The 14,076-nt window shown below is 50.2% G+C and carries 16 protein-coding genes; all 16 read left to right on the top strand.

Annotated elements, in window-relative coordinates; all coding sequences use genetic code 11:
• Nucleotides 1-401: 401 nt before the first annotated feature.
• A complete protein-coding gene (gene rpmH, locus FCL42_RS16890; RefSeq protein WP_136864604.1) occupies nt 402-536 on the top strand; it encodes a 50S ribosomal protein L34 in 135 nt (44 codons plus the stop codon).
• 27 nt (nt 537-563) lie between these two features.
• Nucleotides 564-926 carry a ribonuclease P protein component gene (gene rnpA, locus FCL42_RS16885; RefSeq protein ID WP_136864603.1) on the top strand — a complete coding sequence of 121 codons (363 nt, stop codon included), beginning with the start codon at nt 564-566 and terminating at the stop codon, nt 924-926.
• On the top strand, nt 908-1,126 hold the full coding sequence (gene yidD, locus FCL42_RS16880; RefSeq protein ID WP_136864602.1) for a membrane protein insertion efficiency factor YidD: 219 nt from the start codon (nt 908-910) through the stop codon (nt 1,124-1,126). The genes rnpA and yidD overlap by 19 nt, the downstream gene beginning before the upstream one ends.
• Nucleotides 1,127-1,144: 18 nt before the next feature.
• A complete protein-coding gene (yidC, locus tag FCL42_RS16875) occupies nt 1,145-2,752 on the top strand; it encodes a membrane protein insertase YidC (protein ID WP_136864601.1) in 1,608 nt (535 codons plus the stop codon).
• A gap of 83 nt (nt 2,753-2,835) precedes the next feature.
• Nucleotides 2,836-4,200 (top strand): tRNA uridine-5-carboxymethylaminomethyl(34) synthesis GTPase MnmE, encoded by a 1,365-nt coding sequence (mnmE, locus tag FCL42_RS16870; protein ID WP_136864600.1) that lies wholly within the window; start codon nt 2,836-2,838, stop codon nt 4,198-4,200.
• A gap of 118 nt (nt 4,201-4,318) precedes the next feature.
• Complete coding sequence (gene mioC, locus FCL42_RS16865) at nt 4,319-4,759, top strand: FMN-binding protein MioC (RefSeq protein ID WP_136864599.1); 441 nt, start codon at nt 4,319-4,321, stop codon at nt 4,757-4,759.
• Between the two features lie 420 nt (nt 4,760-5,179).
• On the top strand, nt 5,180-7,069 hold the full coding sequence (gene mnmG, locus FCL42_RS16860; protein WP_136864598.1) for a tRNA uridine-5-carboxymethylaminomethyl(34) synthesis enzyme MnmG: 1,890 nt from the start codon (nt 5,180-5,182) through the stop codon (nt 7,067-7,069).
• Nucleotides 7,070-7,155: 86 nt separating this feature from the next.
• Nucleotides 7,156-7,782: a 16S rRNA (guanine(527)-N(7))-methyltransferase RsmG gene (rsmG, locus tag FCL42_RS16855; protein ID WP_136864597.1), complete on the top strand. Its 627-nt coding sequence runs from the start codon at nt 7,156-7,158 to the stop codon at nt 7,780-7,782.
• Nucleotides 7,783-7,797: 15 nt separating this feature from the next.
• On the top strand, nt 7,798-8,589 hold the full coding sequence (locus FCL42_RS16850; protein ID WP_136864596.1) for a ParA family protein: 792 nt from the start codon (nt 7,798-7,800) through the stop codon (nt 8,587-8,589).
• A gap of 9 nt (nt 8,590-8,598) precedes the next feature.
• On the top strand, nt 8,599-9,516 hold the full coding sequence (locus FCL42_RS16845) for a ParB/RepB/Spo0J family partition protein (RefSeq protein ID WP_136864595.1): 918 nt from the start codon (nt 8,599-8,601) through the stop codon (nt 9,514-9,516).
• 423 nt (nt 9,517-9,939) lie between these two features.
• Nucleotides 9,940-10,332: an ATP synthase subunit I gene (locus FCL42_RS16840; RefSeq protein WP_136864594.1), complete on the top strand. Its 393-nt coding sequence runs from the start codon at nt 9,940-9,942 to the stop codon at nt 10,330-10,332.
• Between the two features lie 3 nt (nt 10,333-10,335).
• Nucleotides 10,336-11,157, top strand: a complete 822-nt coding sequence (atpB, locus tag FCL42_RS16835; RefSeq protein ID WP_136864593.1) for a F0F1 ATP synthase subunit A — start codon at nt 10,336-10,338, stop codon at nt 11,155-11,157.
• Nucleotides 11,158-11,197: 40 nt separating this feature from the next.
• The gene (gene atpE, locus FCL42_RS16830; protein WP_028110369.1) at nt 11,198-11,419 is read left to right on the top strand and encodes a F0F1 ATP synthase subunit C; all 222 of its coding nucleotides are present in this window, start codon (nt 11,198-11,200) and stop codon (nt 11,417-11,419) included.
• A 77-nt stretch (nt 11,420-11,496) separates the two neighbouring features.
• Nucleotides 11,497-11,967, top strand: a complete 471-nt coding sequence (gene atpF, locus FCL42_RS16825; RefSeq protein WP_136864592.1) for a F0F1 ATP synthase subunit B — start codon at nt 11,497-11,499, stop codon at nt 11,965-11,967.
• A 15-nt stretch (nt 11,968-11,982) separates the two neighbouring features.
• Complete coding sequence (gene atpH / locus FCL42_RS16820; protein WP_136864591.1) at nt 11,983-12,516, top strand: F0F1 ATP synthase subunit delta; 534 nt, start codon at nt 11,983-11,985, stop codon at nt 12,514-12,516.
• Nucleotides 12,517-12,529: 13 nt separating this feature from the next.
• Entirely contained in the window at nt 12,530-14,071 is a 1,542-nt protein-coding gene (gene atpA, locus FCL42_RS16815) for a F0F1 ATP synthase subunit alpha (RefSeq protein ID WP_136864590.1), read from the top strand.
• The last annotated feature ends 5 nt before the right edge of the window (nt 14,072-14,076 follow it).

The raw sequence follows: 14,076 nt of genomic DNA, 5'->3' as shown, positions 1-14,076 counted from the left end.
AAATACTCCGAAATCAATCTTTACCAAAGGATCAATTCTACCGCTCCCGACCGGTGATAGCTAGTGATTTACCTAAGTTATCCCCAATTCCGATCCTAGATCTTGATCCCTAAAATCAATCACAAAAGATCAAAAAGATCCTGATCAAAACCCACATTTATCAAGCACTGGAAAGGGATCGCAAAAATCCGTATACTCCGTTGCCATTCGATCCGATCGCGATCGGGTTGTCTATATCTTGGGGTGAACACACAGTGTTATCCACAAGAACTGGGGGTGACGAAAAAATCTCACCTTCAGTTTGACTAATGAGGTCGAGTTTTAGTAAAATTCGGCCTCTTTTTTGAACCGATTCCACCGCATTAGCGGGAGTCGAAGCTTAACTTAACGGTAATGAAGCTATGAAACGTACTTTTCAACCGAGCGTACTAAAGCGTAAGCGTAACCACGGCTTCCGTGCTCGTATGGCCACTAAAGCTGGTCGTCAAATCTTGGCACGTCGCCGCGCCAAAGGCCGTGCACGTCTGTCTGCTTAATCTTTTTTGATTATGCAAGGCGCATCAGTGGTGCGTTATACCTTTGAGCGGGAGTTACGTTTGTTAACTCCCGCTCAATTTAAATCTGTCTTTGCTAATCCCGTCCGGGCAGCACACCCTCATTTGACTCTTCTCGCCATTCCTAATGAATTAGCCCATCCGCGGCTAGGCCTTACTGTGGCTAAAAAGCACGTCAAAAAAGCCTGTCAACGAAATCGCATCAAGCGCATCGTTCGCGATGAATTCCGTCTTCATCAACACCGTTTGCCCAATGTCGACATAGTTGCCATTGCTAAGAAAGGTGTGGATGATCTCGACAAAGCTGCTATCCACAAGTTGACTGAGAAGCTTTTTAAAAAGCTGACAAAGAGATGCAACAGCTCCTCATAGGGTTAATCCGACTTTATCAAAAGTGGATTAGTCCTCTGCTAGGACCAAATTGCCGCTTTCAACCAACTTGTTCGCATTATGCGATTGAGGCCATCAAAGTACATGGCTGTTTCAAAGGAAGTTGGTTAGCATTAAGACGCATAGTAAAGTGTCACCCTTTGCACCCGGGTGGACGCGATCCCGTACCTCCATCTAAATAAGGTAGAGCTTAACCGGTCATGGAATCTCAACGTAATCTACTTTTGGTAGGTCTGTTGTTTGTCAGCTTCTTGCTGTGGCAACAATGGCACTTAGACCAGAACCCACAACCAGCCCCTCAGCAAACCGCTGAGCAGGCATCAAACCACAGTGTGCCTTCTAGCACCGGCGGCGACACTTTACCTCAAGTGAGCACCAGCGAAGGTAAGCTTGTTACCGTCACCACTGACACTTTACAACTGACCATCGATACTCAAGGTGGTGATATTGTAGAGGCTCAGCTGTTGAAGTTCCCTCTGGAGCAAGGTAGCGAAGAACCTCTGAAACTGTTCCAACGCCACAACGGCTACAACTACGTAGCTCGTAGCGGCTTGATCGGTGCTCAAGGCCCAGATTCCTCTGGCACTCGCCCGGTGTTCGCCACCGAAAGCGATGAGTACAAGCTAAATGGTGCCGAGCAACTGGTCGTTCCGATGACCTTCGTTGACGCCAACGGCATCCAATTCGAAAAACGCTTCATCTTCACCCAAGGCAAATATGATGTCCGGGTTGAATATGTGGTGAATAACCAGTCAACAACCAACGCCTCCATGCAGTTCTTCGGTGAACTTCGCCAGAGCATCACCGCAGAGGAAGGCAGCATGATGATGCCGACCTATCGTGGTGCGGCCTACAGCACCGCGGATACTCGCTACTCAAAGTATGACTTTGAAGACATGCAGGATCGCGCTCTAGTAGAAGCAACTGCCGGTGGTTGGGTAGCCATGCTGCAGCACTACTTCGTGTCCGCTTGGATTCCGGTGGCCGATCAGCAAAACACTCTGTACTCCAAGATCTACGGCAATGAAGGTGCCATTGGCGTTAAACAGCCACTGACCGTCATTCCTGCAGGCGCCACCATGACCATTGGTAGCGAAATGTACGTAGGTCCTAAGAATCAGGATGCCCTGTCTCAACTTTCAGAAACTCTGAACCTGGTGGTTGATTACGGTTGGTTGTGGTTCATCGCTCAGCCTCTGCACTGGCTGCTGATGGCTCTGCAATCTGTGGTTGTGAACTGGGGTGTGGCCATTATCGGTATTACCCTGCTGGTTCGTGGCGCACTGTACCCACTTACCAAAGCTCAATACACCTCCATGGCGAAGATGCGTAATCTGCAGCCTAAGATGGAAGAGCTTAAGAAGAAGTTCGGCGACGACCGTCAGCGCCTAAGCCAAGGCATGATGGAGCTGTACCAGAAAGAGAAAGTGAACCCAATGGGTGGCTGTCTGCCAATGTTGCTGCAGTTCCCTATCTTCATCGCCTTCTACTGGGTACTGCTGGAAAGTGTTGAACTGCGTCAGGCTCCATTTATGCTGTGGATCACCGATCTTTCCGTTAAAGATCCGTACTACATCCTGCCGATTCTGATGGGTATCTCCATGTTCATCATGCAGAAGATGCAGCCGATGTCTCCAGGCATGGATCCAATGCAGCAGAAGATGATGCAATACATGCCAGTTATCTTCACTGTGTTCTTCCTGTGGTTCCCATCCGGCCTAGTACTGTACTGGTTGGTAGGTAACCTGGTTGCCATCACCCAGCAGAAGTTTATCTACGCCTCTCTTGCGAAACAGGGCATTAAATAACCCCTAGCAAAGATTGGTGAAAAGGCGGCATTGATGCCGCCTTTTTTTGTACACTATTGAAAACCTTTTTAATGCAAAAGCCTATGACTCCCACAGACACCATTGTGGCTCAAGCCACCGCTACCGGCCGTGGTGGCGTTGGCATCGTACGGATTTCCGGTCCCAACGTCGAAGCCATTGCCAAACAGTTACTGCCTCGCGTGCCTAAAGTTCGCTACGCTGACTACCTGCCGTTCATGGACAGCGATGGCCAACAACTGGATCAGGGCATTGCCCTGCTCTTCAAGGCTCCAAACTCCTTCACTGGCGAGGACGTTTTGGAGCTTCAAGGCCACGGCGGTCCCGTGGTGCTGGACATGCTACAACGGGCCATCATCAATACCGGCTTGGCCCGCACAGCCAAGCCAGGGGAGTTCTCTGAGCGCGCATTTTTGAACGACAAGATGGATCTGGCTCAAGCGGAAGCCATCGCAGACTTGATCGAGGCCTCCTCAGAACAAGCCGCACGCAGTGCCCTAAAGTCGATGCAGGGCGAGTTCTCCAAAGAGGTGATGGATCTGGTCGAGAAACTCACCGTATTGCGCATCTATGTCGAAGCGGCCATCGACTTCCCCGATGAAGAGGTCGATTTCCTTTCTGACGGCAAAATTGATGCGGATTTGCGACAAGTGCAAGATCAACTGGCCACAGTGCGTGCCAGTGCCCGTCAAGGCGCGCTGATGCGTGAAGGGATGAAAGTGGTGATTGCGGGTCGACCTAATGCCGGTAAATCCAGCTTGCTTAATGCCCTCGCCGGTCGTGAGTCAGCCATTGTTACTGACATCGCTGGTACCACTCGTGATGTGCTTAGAGAGCATATCCACATTGATGGCATGCCACTGCACATCATCGATACTGCCGGTCTTCGGGAAGCCAGTGACGAAGTTGAACGCATCGGTATCGAGCGAGCTTGGGAGGAGATTGAGCAGGCCGATCGCGTTCTGTTGATGATCGATTCCACTGAAACCAATGAGATCGACCCGATGCAGATCTGGCCCGAATTCATGGCGCGTCTACCAAAAGAGATGGGACTAACCATCATCCGTAATAAGGTCGATCTCACCGGCGAAGATCAACTGACAGAAGATGACCACCAGTTCCCGCTGTTTAAACTATCCGCCAAAACCGGTGACGGTATGGAAGCGCTTCGACATCACCTGAAAGCCTGTATGGGCTACCAGGGGTCAGGAGAAGGCGGCTTTATGGCTAGAGGTCGTCACCTAGAAGCCTTAGCCGCTGCCGATGCCCACCTCGTGATGGGACGCGAACAGCTTGAGGTCTTCCAAGCGGGAGAATTGCTGGCGGAGGAACTTCGAATGGCGCAGCAAGCGCTTACGGAGATCACCGGAGAGTTCAGCTCCGACGATCTGCTGGGCAGAATCTTCTCATCCTTCTGCATTGGTAAATAGACTGAGGCAGTCTACATAATCACAGTTAAGCCCGCTTTATGCGGGCTTTTTTATGCCTCTATTCTCACCGAAATCCCAGCTCTATAATGGAGTGACATTCACCAGTAGGAACACCACTATGACCACAACTGCCGTCATCGTCGGAACCACATTAGGTAACGCAGAAGCTGTTTCCGATGAACTGATTGAGCTGTTAAATGACAACGGCATCGACACAGAACAGTACCTAGAGCCTGAGTTGAATCAGGTGATCGAACACCAAAACTGGCTCGTTGTGACCTCAACTCACGGGGCAGGAGAACTGCCAGATAACCTACATAAGCTGTTTTCTGAGCTGGAAACTGCCGATCTTTCCAGCATTCGATTCGCCATTTGCGGCATTGGTGACTCCAGCTACGATACCTTTTGCCAAGCGGCTTCTTTACTTGATCACAGGCTAACCCAGCAAGGTGCCACTGCGCTTGTGAATAAGATCGAGATCGATGTACAAGCGGTGGATCTCCCAGAAGATCAGGCATTAGAGTGGATCCAACCTCTGATCTCCCTGTTGAAGTCTTGATCGTTATACACAATAGATCCAAGGTTACTCACAGAAACAACACTAATTAACAGGTGTTTGTGCATAACCTTGGATCAAACTGCGATCTTATCGGGGATTAATTCACACCCTCGATCTAAAGCGATCTAGCCTGTGTATAAAACAGCGATCTAACCCCACCTTATACGGCCTTTGATCCGGATCTACTCACAGGGATCGATCGCACTTAAGATCCTGATCGTTATGATAAATACTGACTTAACCACAGAAAACGGCCTCTATAAGAGTAAAAATAATAAAGATCTTATATATAGATCTTTATGATCTATTAGCTTTTCACCAAGATCTCTCAGACTAAAAATTGCACTTTTCTCTCCACTAGAAGCGGTGCTAGAATGCACCGCTTTTTTTAGACCAATCCGATCCAGAGGGTAAATATAGATGCAGGCTCAAGAGCGTTATGACGTCATTGTGGTAGGCGGAGGCCATGCAGGTACCGAAGCCGCATTAGCCAGTGCTCGCATGGGCGTAAAAACCCTACTACTCACACACAACCTTGATACGCTGGGTCAGATGTCCTGCAACCCTGCGATCGGTGGGATCGGAAAAGGTCATCTAGTTAAAGAGATCGATGCGTTAGGCGGGGCCATGGCATTGGCAACGGATCGCGCTGGTATTCAGTTTCGTACTCTAAATGCCTCTAAAGGCCCTGCAGTACGGGCAACTCGCGCCCAAACCGACCGTGCTCTGTATCGCCAAGCGATCCAACAGATCTTATTTGCTCAAGATAATTTAACGATCTTCCAGCAAGCGGTTGATGATCTTGTGGTTGAACAGGATCGCGTTGTTGGTGTAGTAACCCAGGCTGGAGTGCGTTTTGATGCGACTACCGTCGTATTAACGGTTGGTACCTTCCTAGGGGGTCAGATCCACATTGGCTTAGACAACTACCAAGGCGGTCGTGCCGGAGATCCACCTTCTAATGCATTGGCTCGTCGTCTTCGAGAACTGCCGTTCCGTGTTGATCGACTGAAAACCGGCACGCCAGCTCGTTTGGATACTCGCACATTGGACTACTCGGTAATGCAAGCTCAGCCGGGTGATACCCCGATTCCAACCGTGTCTTTCATTGGCAAAGCATCGGATCACCCACAGCAGATCCCGTGTTACATCACTCACACCAATGAGCGTACTCACGAGATCATTCGATCCAATTTGGATCGTAGCCCAATGTACGCTGGCGTCATTGAAGGGGTTGGTCCTCGTTATTGCCCGTCAATTGAAGACAAGGTGATGCGCTTTGCCGACAAAAACAGCCACCAAATTTTTGTGGAGCCAGAAGGGCTAAACAGCATCGAGATCTATCCAAACGGCATCTCAACCTCGCTACCGTTTGATGTACAGCTGAAGCTGATCCGCTCAATTACCGGTTTTGAACAGGCACAGATTCTGCGTCCAGGTTACGCCATCGAGTACGATTTCTTCGATCCTCGCGACCTAAAATCCAGCTTGGAAACCCGTTTCATTGATGGCCTGTTCTTCGCTGGACAGATCAACGGCACCACCGGCTACGAAGAAGCGGGCGCTCAAGGGTTGCTGGCTGGCCTTAATGCCGCTCGCAAAGTGAAAGAGCTGGAAGCGTGGGCGCCGAAGCGGGATCAAGCTTATCTAGGTGTATTGGTTGACGATCTGTCCACCTTGGGCACCAAAGAACCGTACCGGATGTTTACCTCTCGTGCCGAATATCGCTTGCTGCTTCGTGAAGATAACGCCGATCTACGCTTAACCCCTGAGGGTCGTGAGCTGGGTCTGGTGGACGATCATCGCTGGGCGGCATTTAACGAGAAAGTGGAAGCCATTGAGCAGGAGAAACAACGTCTGCGTAGCACCTACGTTCAGAAAACCGGTGTTCAAGCGGATGAGCTCAACCCACAACTGAAGACGCCACTGTCTCGAGAAGCGAACCTTGAGGAGCTGATTCGTCGACCTGAATTGACCTACGCTCAGTTGATGCAGGTTTCCGATGTTGGCCCGGGTCTGAGCGATCCAAAGGCCGCTGAGCAGGTAGAGATTCAGATCAAATACGCCGGCTACATTGAGCGCCAGAAAGATGAGATCGCCAAAACTCAGCGCAATGAGCAAACCAAATTGCCTGAAGATATGGATTACAGTCAGGTATCTGGCCTCTCCAATGAGGTGGTTGCCAAGCTCAAATCTCACAAACCAGAAACTCTGGGAGCGGCTTCTCGTATCTCTGGAATTACCCCTGCGGCCATCTCTCTGCTGCTGGTTTACCTCAAAAAACACGGTTTACTACGAAAAACCGCGTAACCATCCCCACGCGGGGCTTTCCAAGCCCCGCTTCGCACCGCATAATAAACCGTTTATCATTGTTTCAATCCAAAGGGTATCAACACGTGTTAGCCACTAGGCTTGCAGAGTTGGTTGCGCAAACCGATCTGCCTTTGTCCTCCGAACAGCAGCAACAACTGGTGAAGTTGGTTGAACTGCTCAACAAATGGAATAAGGCCTATAACCTGACCTCCATCCGTGATCCCAAGCAGATGTTGGTGAGTCACATCATGGACAGCATTGTGGTCGGCCCACACCTGCAAGGAAAACGCTTTATCGATGTGGGCACCGGCCCAGGTCTTCCAGGATTGCCACTGGCAATCTGCAATCCAGATAAAGAGTTTGTATTGTTAGATAGCCTTGGAAAACGTATTCGATTCATCACCACCGTGGTACACAGTTTAGGGTTGAAAAATGTCACCCCTGTACAGAGCCGGGTGGAGGAGTATCAACCTGAGCAGAAGTTCGATGGCGTGTTGAGCCGAGCTTTTGCCTCACTGAACGATATGTTGAGCTGGTGTCATCACTTACCGGATGATAACGGCCACTTCTATGCCCTAAAGGGGCAACTTGATCCGGAAGAGATGCAGGCCATTCCTGCAGGATTTGAGATTCTTCAACAGCAGGAGCTGCTGGTGCCAGAGTTGGACGCTCAGCGTCACCTGGTGATGGTCAAGAAACAGAGTAATTAAATTGGGGATCCATTCATGGCTAGAGTGATTGCTGTTGCAAACCAGAAAGGGGGCGTAGGTAAAACCACTACCTGTGTGAACTTAGCCGCCTCTTTGGCCGCCACCCGTCGCCGGGTGTTGCTGGTCGATTTGGATCCACAGGGCAACGCCACCATGGGGAGCGGTGTCGACAAATACGAAGTGGAGTATTCCGCTTACGATCTGCTGGTTGAGGAAACCCCAGCCAAAGAGGTCATCGTTAAAGATACCAACGGTAAATACGATCTGATCGCTGCCAACGCCGACGTGACCGCTGCCGAAATTAAGCTTATGGAGTTTTTTGCGCGCGAAGTGCGTTTAAGAAATGCCCTAGCGGAAGTTCAGGACGATTACGACTTTATCTTTATCGACTGTCCGCCATCGCTGAATATGCTGACCGTGAATGCCATGGGCGCCGCCGATTCGGTGCTGGTGCCGATGCAGTGCGAGTATTATGCCCTTGAGGGATTAACCGCATTGATTGACACCATCAGTAAGCTTGCGGCGGTGGTGAACCCAGATTTGGCCATTGAGGGTATCTTGCGTACCATGTACGACCCACGTAATCGCTTGGCCAATGACGTTTCCGATCAGCTAAAACAGCATTTTGGCGATAAGGTGTATCGCACCGTTATCCCTCGGAACGTTCGACTGGCTGAAGCGCCAAGCTTCGGCGCACCAGCGATCTATTATGACAAAAGCAGTGCTGGCGCTAAGGCGTACTTGGCCTTAGCTGGCGAGATGTTACGCCGAGCCGAACGCACTGAACCACAAGCCGAAGAGGTCTAAAGGAACACCATGTCTGCAGCAAAGAAACGAGGTTTGGGGAAAGGCTTGGATGCCCTATTGGGCAGCAGCAAGTCGGTGGTGGAAAAGCAGAAACCCGCTGAGCCCCAGCCTACTCCTGAGATCTCTGTACCGGTTGAGGCGCCGTCGGACGGTGCCTTGGTAAAGATCCGATTGGAGCGTTTGCAGCGTGGCGTTTACCAGCCTCGTCGCGACATGTCACCGGAAGCCCTTGATGAGTTGGCCGAGTCCATTCGTAATCAAGGCATATTGCAGCCGATTGTCATCCGCCCTATTGGTGATGAGCGTTATGAGATTCTGGCTGGGGAACGCCGCTGGCGAGCGGCTCAGATAGCTGGGCTGGATCTGGTGCCTTGCATTATCAAAGAGGTGGAAGACGAAGCCGCCGTGGCCATCGCCCTGATTGAAAACATTCAGCGCGAAAACCTCAATGCCATGGAGGAAGCCATTGCGCTGCAGCGGTTGGCGGATGAGTTTGAGATGACTCATGCCGAAGTCGCTCAGGCCGTTGGTAAGTCTCGAGCCACCATCTCTAACCTGCTTCGATTGAATAACCTCAACGATGAGGTGAAAACTCTGCTGGAGCATGGCGATATCGAGATGGGGCATGCCCGAGCGCTCTTGGCTTTGGAAGGCGATGAGCAGACTATGGCTGCCCGTACGGTTGTGGCGAAGGGACTAACGGTTCGTGATACTGAAAAACTGGTGTCAAAACAGCAGCAACCTAAAGCGGAAAAGCCGGCTAAGACTGTAGACCCGGATGTAAGCCGATTGCTGAATCAGTTGACCGAGCACCTAGGTGCTAAGGTTGATATTCAGCAAGGGACTAAGGGCAAAGGTAAGCTGGTGATCAGCTACGATGACCTCGAACAGCTCGATGGTATTCTAAGTCGCGTTATGGCCAATTAAGAAAAAACCTCCTTCGGGAGGTTTTTTTGTGGTTGTGATCCTAACCACAAACTCGATTTTTCTTCCTTGGTAGTGCCCTAAACACCATTACGGTCAAAATGTCCAATTGAGCGTAATTTAAATTATAAATACGTTTATAAACATCAGAATAAATCGCATAAATAAAAAATTTGCGGAGTAAATGCACAGTATTTGGTTCGAATCCGAATCGTTATAACTGCTGTTTGTTGATCAATAACTAATATGACTGTCATGGTGTGAATTAACTCCGTATGGGTCCACTGCTGCTAAGGATCTAGGTCACAGTTTTCGCGGGTGGGTTTGGTTGCATCGTCAAGGTAAGTAGGTATACTTTCGCTTGCTTTTAGGCAGATCGTGGTAAGTAAAAACCACCTTCTTATTAAAGATTACGGAGTCAAAGCGTTGAGACGAGATCCCAGACGCAAAGGGAGACTGACCGCATATCGGTTGGTTGCCTGCCAAGCAGCGGTGGTAGCTCTGATTAGTACGCTTTGTTTCGTACTGTGGGGAGAACAGATGGCACTGTCAGCCTTAATGGGTGGCTGTGTGGCTGTTGTGCCCCACTTCGTATTCGCAATCCTCACCTTCTCTCCTCGTTGGGAAAAGGTAACCGGTAATGTGGTCAACGCCTTTTACCGGGGAGAAGCGATTAAACTGATGCTAACCGTAACTCTGTTCGTGCTGGCATTTGCAGTGGTCAAATCGGACCCACGGGCCCTATTTGGCAGCTACATTTCGGCACTTTTGGTGTTATGGATGGCACCTTTGTTGTTTCAACGAAAACATTTGGGATGAATCATGGCTGCTAATCCGCAGGAGTATATCGTCCACCACCTTCAAAACGCGCAAATGTGTATGGTCGACGGCAACGTCGCCTTTAACCATGCGTGTCACGAAGCTGGTTTCTGGACTTGGAACATTGATTCGTTGCTGTTTTCGGTTGGGCTCGGCATTTTCTTCCTTTGGTTGTTCCGTCGCGTCGGTGTTAAAGCCACAACAGGCGTCCCTGGTAAGCTGCAATGCTTTATCGAGATGATTGTTGAGTTTGTTGACACTAGCGTTAAAGAATCATTCCACGGCAAGAATAAGCTAATCGCACCTTTGGCTCTGACCATTTTCGTCTGGGTTTTCCTGATGAACTTGATGGATCTGATCCCGGTTGACCTGTTACCTCTGGCGGCTTCCGCTGCGGGCGCAGACTACCTGAAGGTTGTACCTTCAACGGATCTGAACATCACGTTGGCCATGAGCTTCAGCGTCTTCCTTCTGATGGTGTTCTACAGCATCAAAGTGAAGGGCGTGTCCGGGTTCGCTAAGGAGCTGACGCTCCAGCCGTTTAACAACAAGTTAATGATCCCCTTTAACTTCCTGCTTGAGACTGTAAGTCTGCTCTCCAAACCTGTGTCCTTGGGCCTTCGACTATTCGGCAACATGTACGCGGGCGAGCTGATCTTTATTCTTATTGCTCTTATGTATACCGGTAATGCGGCCATCGGCGCCTTGGGCGGCGTGGCACAGATTGCTTGGGCAATCTTCCACATTCTGGTAATTACACTGCAGGCGTTTATCTTCATGATGCTGACGATTGTGTACCTCAGCATGGCTCATGAAGATCATTAATTAATTAATAAGTAATACTTTTTTAAAACTGGAGAATACGATGACTGCTATTGCTGTTGCTCTGTTGATTGGCCTGGGTGCCCTGGGTACTGCTATCGGTTTCGGTCTGTTGGGTGGTAAGTTCCTTGAGTCTGTAGGTCGTCAGCCTGAAATGACCCCTGCACTGCAAACCAAAATGTTCATCATGGCAGGTCTGTTGGATGCGGTACCAATGATCGGTGTTGGTATTGGTCTGTACATCCTGTTCGTTGTTGGTGTTTAAGGCGACCCTTTAATCCAATGTCTACGCGTTTCGGAGTACCGAAACCGACTTTGAATGGGTTTTGAGGAGGAGCCGTTGTGAGTATCAACGCGACTTTTATTGGTCAGATGATCGCCTTTATTGTTTTTGTCTGGTTCTGCATGAAGTATGTATGGCCACCTTTGATGGCTGCCATCGAAGCACGACAGAAAACAATCGCGGATGGTCTGGCAAACGCTGACCGTGCATCAAAAGATCTTGAGCTGGCTCAAGCAGACATCAGCGACAAGCTGAAAGATGCTAAAGCACAAGCTGGCGAGATCATTGAGCAAGCCAACAAGCGTAAAGCGCAAATTGTCGACGAAGCTAAGGAAGAAGCGGAAGCTGAGCGTGCGAAAATCATCGCTCAGGGTCACGCAGAAATCGAAGCCGAGCGTAACCGTGCCAAAGAAGCTCTGCGTAAGCAGGTAGCTGTTCTGGCCATCGCCGGTGCTGAGAAGATCATTGAGCGTACCATCGACGCTGACGCACATAGCGACATCGTTGAAAAATTGGCCGCGGAGCTTTAATAGGGGAAAGGGCATATGTCTGAACTGACTACTGTTGCACGCCCCTATGCCAAAGCTGCATTTGAGTTTGCGGTAGAGCATCAAGCCGTTGAGGCGTGGCAATCCCAACTGGATTTCGCTGCCGAAGTAGCAAAAAACGATGCAATTACTGATCTGTTGTCTGGCGCCATTGGGGTTGAGCAGGTTTCCGAGATCTTTATTAAGGTCTGCGGCGAAAACCTGAACGACCATGGACAAAACCTGATTAAGGTGATGGCTGAAAATGGACGTCTAACTGCACTGCCAGCAGTGGCGGCTCTGTTTAAAGAGTTGGCCGACGAGCACGCAAGCGTAGTTGAAGCCGATGTGGTTTCAGCAACAGAACTAAATGAACAGCAACTGCAGAGCATTACTGAAACGCTAGAAAAGAAACTGGCACGTAAAGTAAAGCTCAACAGCAGTGTTGATCCGCAGCTTATCGCCGGTGTTGTTATCAGCGCTGGTGACTTGGTCATTGATGGCTCGGTCCGCGGTAAATTAAACCGCATGGCCGATACGCTGCAATCCTAACGGGGATTTAAGCATGCAACTGAATTCAACTGAAATCAGTGAACTGATCAAACAACGTATTGAACAGTTCAATGTTGTCAACGAAGCTCGCAATGAAGGTACCATCGTATCTGTAAGCGACGGTATTATCCGCATCCACGGCCTGGCCGACGTGATGCAGGGTGAAATGATTGAGCTTCCTGGCAACCGTTTCGCTATCGCACTGAACTTGGAGCGTGACTCCGTTGGTGCCGTAGTTATGGGCCCATACGCCGATCTGGCTGAGGGCATCAAGGTTAAGTCCACTGGCCGTATTCTGGAAGTTCCAGTTGGTCGTGGTCTGCTGGGCCGTGTTGTTAACACTTTGGGTGAGCCAATTGATGGCAAAGGCCCAATCGACAACGACGGTTTCTCACCGGTAGAAGTGATTGCACCTGGCGTAATTGAGCGTGAAGGTGTATCTCAGCCGGTACAGACTGGTTATAAGTCTGTTGACTCCATGATTCCAATCGGCCGTGGCCAGCGTGAGCTGATCATTGGTGACCGTCAGACCGGTAAAACCGCTCTGGCCATCGATGCAATCATCAACCAGCGTGACTCTGGCATCTTCTCTGTATACGTTGCGATTGGCCAGAAGGCCTCTACCATCGCTAACGTAGTACGTAAGCTGGAAGAGCACGATGCACTGAAGAACACCATCGTGGTTGTTGCTTCTGCATCTGAGTCTGCTGCACTGCAGTACCTGGCACCATATTCTGGTTGTGCCATGGGTGAATACTTCCGTGACCGCGGTGAAGATGCTCTGATCGTATACGATGACCTGTCTAAGCAGGCTGTTGCTTACCGTCAGATCTCTCTGCTTCTGAAGCGCCCACCAGGCCGTGAAGCATACCCAGGTGACGTATTCTACCTCCACAGCCGTCTGCTGGAGCGTGCTGCTCGTGTAAACGCTGACTACGTAGAAAAGTTCACTAACGGTGAAGTGAAAGGTAAGACCGGTTCTCTGACCGCCCTGCCAATCATTGAAACCCAAGCGGGTGACGTATCTGCATTCGTACCGACCAACGTAATTTCCATTACCGATGGTCAGATCTTCCTGGAAACCGACCTGTTTAACGCTGGCCTACGTCCTGCGGTTAACCCAGGTATCTCGGTATCTCGTGTAGGTGGTGCGGCTCAGACCAAGATCATCAAGAAGCTGTCCGGTGGTATTCGTACCGCTCTGTCTCAGTACCGCGAACTTGCTGCATTTGCTCAGTTCTCCTCTGACCTGGATGACGCCACTAAGGCGCAGCTGGATCAAGGTGAGCGTGTAACCGAGCTGATGAAGCAGAAGCAATACGCTCCTATGAGTGTTGCTGAGCAGGCCGTTGTCATCTTCGCAGCTGAAAAAGGCTTCCTGAAAACCATCGAAGTAGCAAAAATCGGTGATTTCGAAGCTGCGCTGCTCTCCTATGTGCATGCAGAACATGCCGAACTGATGAAGCTGATCGACGAGACTGGAGACTACAACTCCGACATCGAATCTCAGCTGCAAGCAGCTTTGGAAAAGTTCATTGCAACTCAGACCTGGTAACAGGG

Origin of the sequence: Ferrimonas aestuarii (assembly GCF_005116665.1) — a bacterium.
In the GTDB taxonomy this organism is placed as follows: domain Bacteria; phylum Pseudomonadota; class Gammaproteobacteria; order Enterobacterales; family Shewanellaceae; genus Ferrimonas; species Ferrimonas aestuarii.
This window is presented reverse-complemented; position numbering and strand designations above follow the sequence as displayed.

Excerpts from the sequence above, each read along its gene's own strand:
- rpmH (WP_136864604.1), top strand. The coding sequence starts at position 402 with ATGAAACGTACTTTTCAACCGAGCGTACTAAAGCGTAAGCGTAACCAC.
- yidD (WP_136864602.1), top strand. The coding sequence starts at position 908 with ATGCAACAGCTCCTCATAGGGTTAATCCGACTTTATCAAAAGTGGATT.
- yidC (WP_136864601.1), top strand. The coding sequence starts at position 1,145 with ATGGAATCTCAACGTAATCTACTTTTGGTAGGTCTGTTGTTTGTCAGC.
- mnmE (WP_136864600.1), top strand. The coding sequence starts at position 2,836 with ATGACTCCCACAGACACCATTGTGGCTCAAGCCACCGCTACCGGCCGT.
- mioC (WP_136864599.1), top strand. The coding sequence starts at position 4,319 with ATGACCACAACTGCCGTCATCGTCGGAACCACATTAGGTAACGCAGAA.
- mnmG (WP_136864598.1), top strand. The coding sequence starts at position 5,180 with ATGCAGGCTCAAGAGCGTTATGACGTCATTGTGGTAGGCGGAGGCCAT.
- FCL42_RS16850 (WP_136864596.1), top strand. The coding sequence starts at position 7,798 with ATGGCTAGAGTGATTGCTGTTGCAAACCAGAAAGGGGGCGTAGGTAAA.
- FCL42_RS16845 (WP_136864595.1), top strand. The coding sequence starts at position 8,599 with ATGTCTGCAGCAAAGAAACGAGGTTTGGGGAAAGGCTTGGATGCCCTA.
- atpB (WP_136864593.1), top strand. The coding sequence starts at position 10,336 with ATGGCTGCTAATCCGCAGGAGTATATCGTCCACCACCTTCAAAACGCG.
- atpE (WP_028110369.1), top strand. The coding sequence starts at position 11,198 with ATGACTGCTATTGCTGTTGCTCTGTTGATTGGCCTGGGTGCCCTGGGT.
- atpH (WP_136864591.1), top strand. The coding sequence starts at position 11,983 with ATGTCTGAACTGACTACTGTTGCACGCCCCTATGCCAAAGCTGCATTT.
- atpA (WP_136864590.1), top strand. The coding sequence starts at position 12,530 with ATGCAACTGAATTCAACTGAAATCAGTGAACTGATCAAACAACGTATT.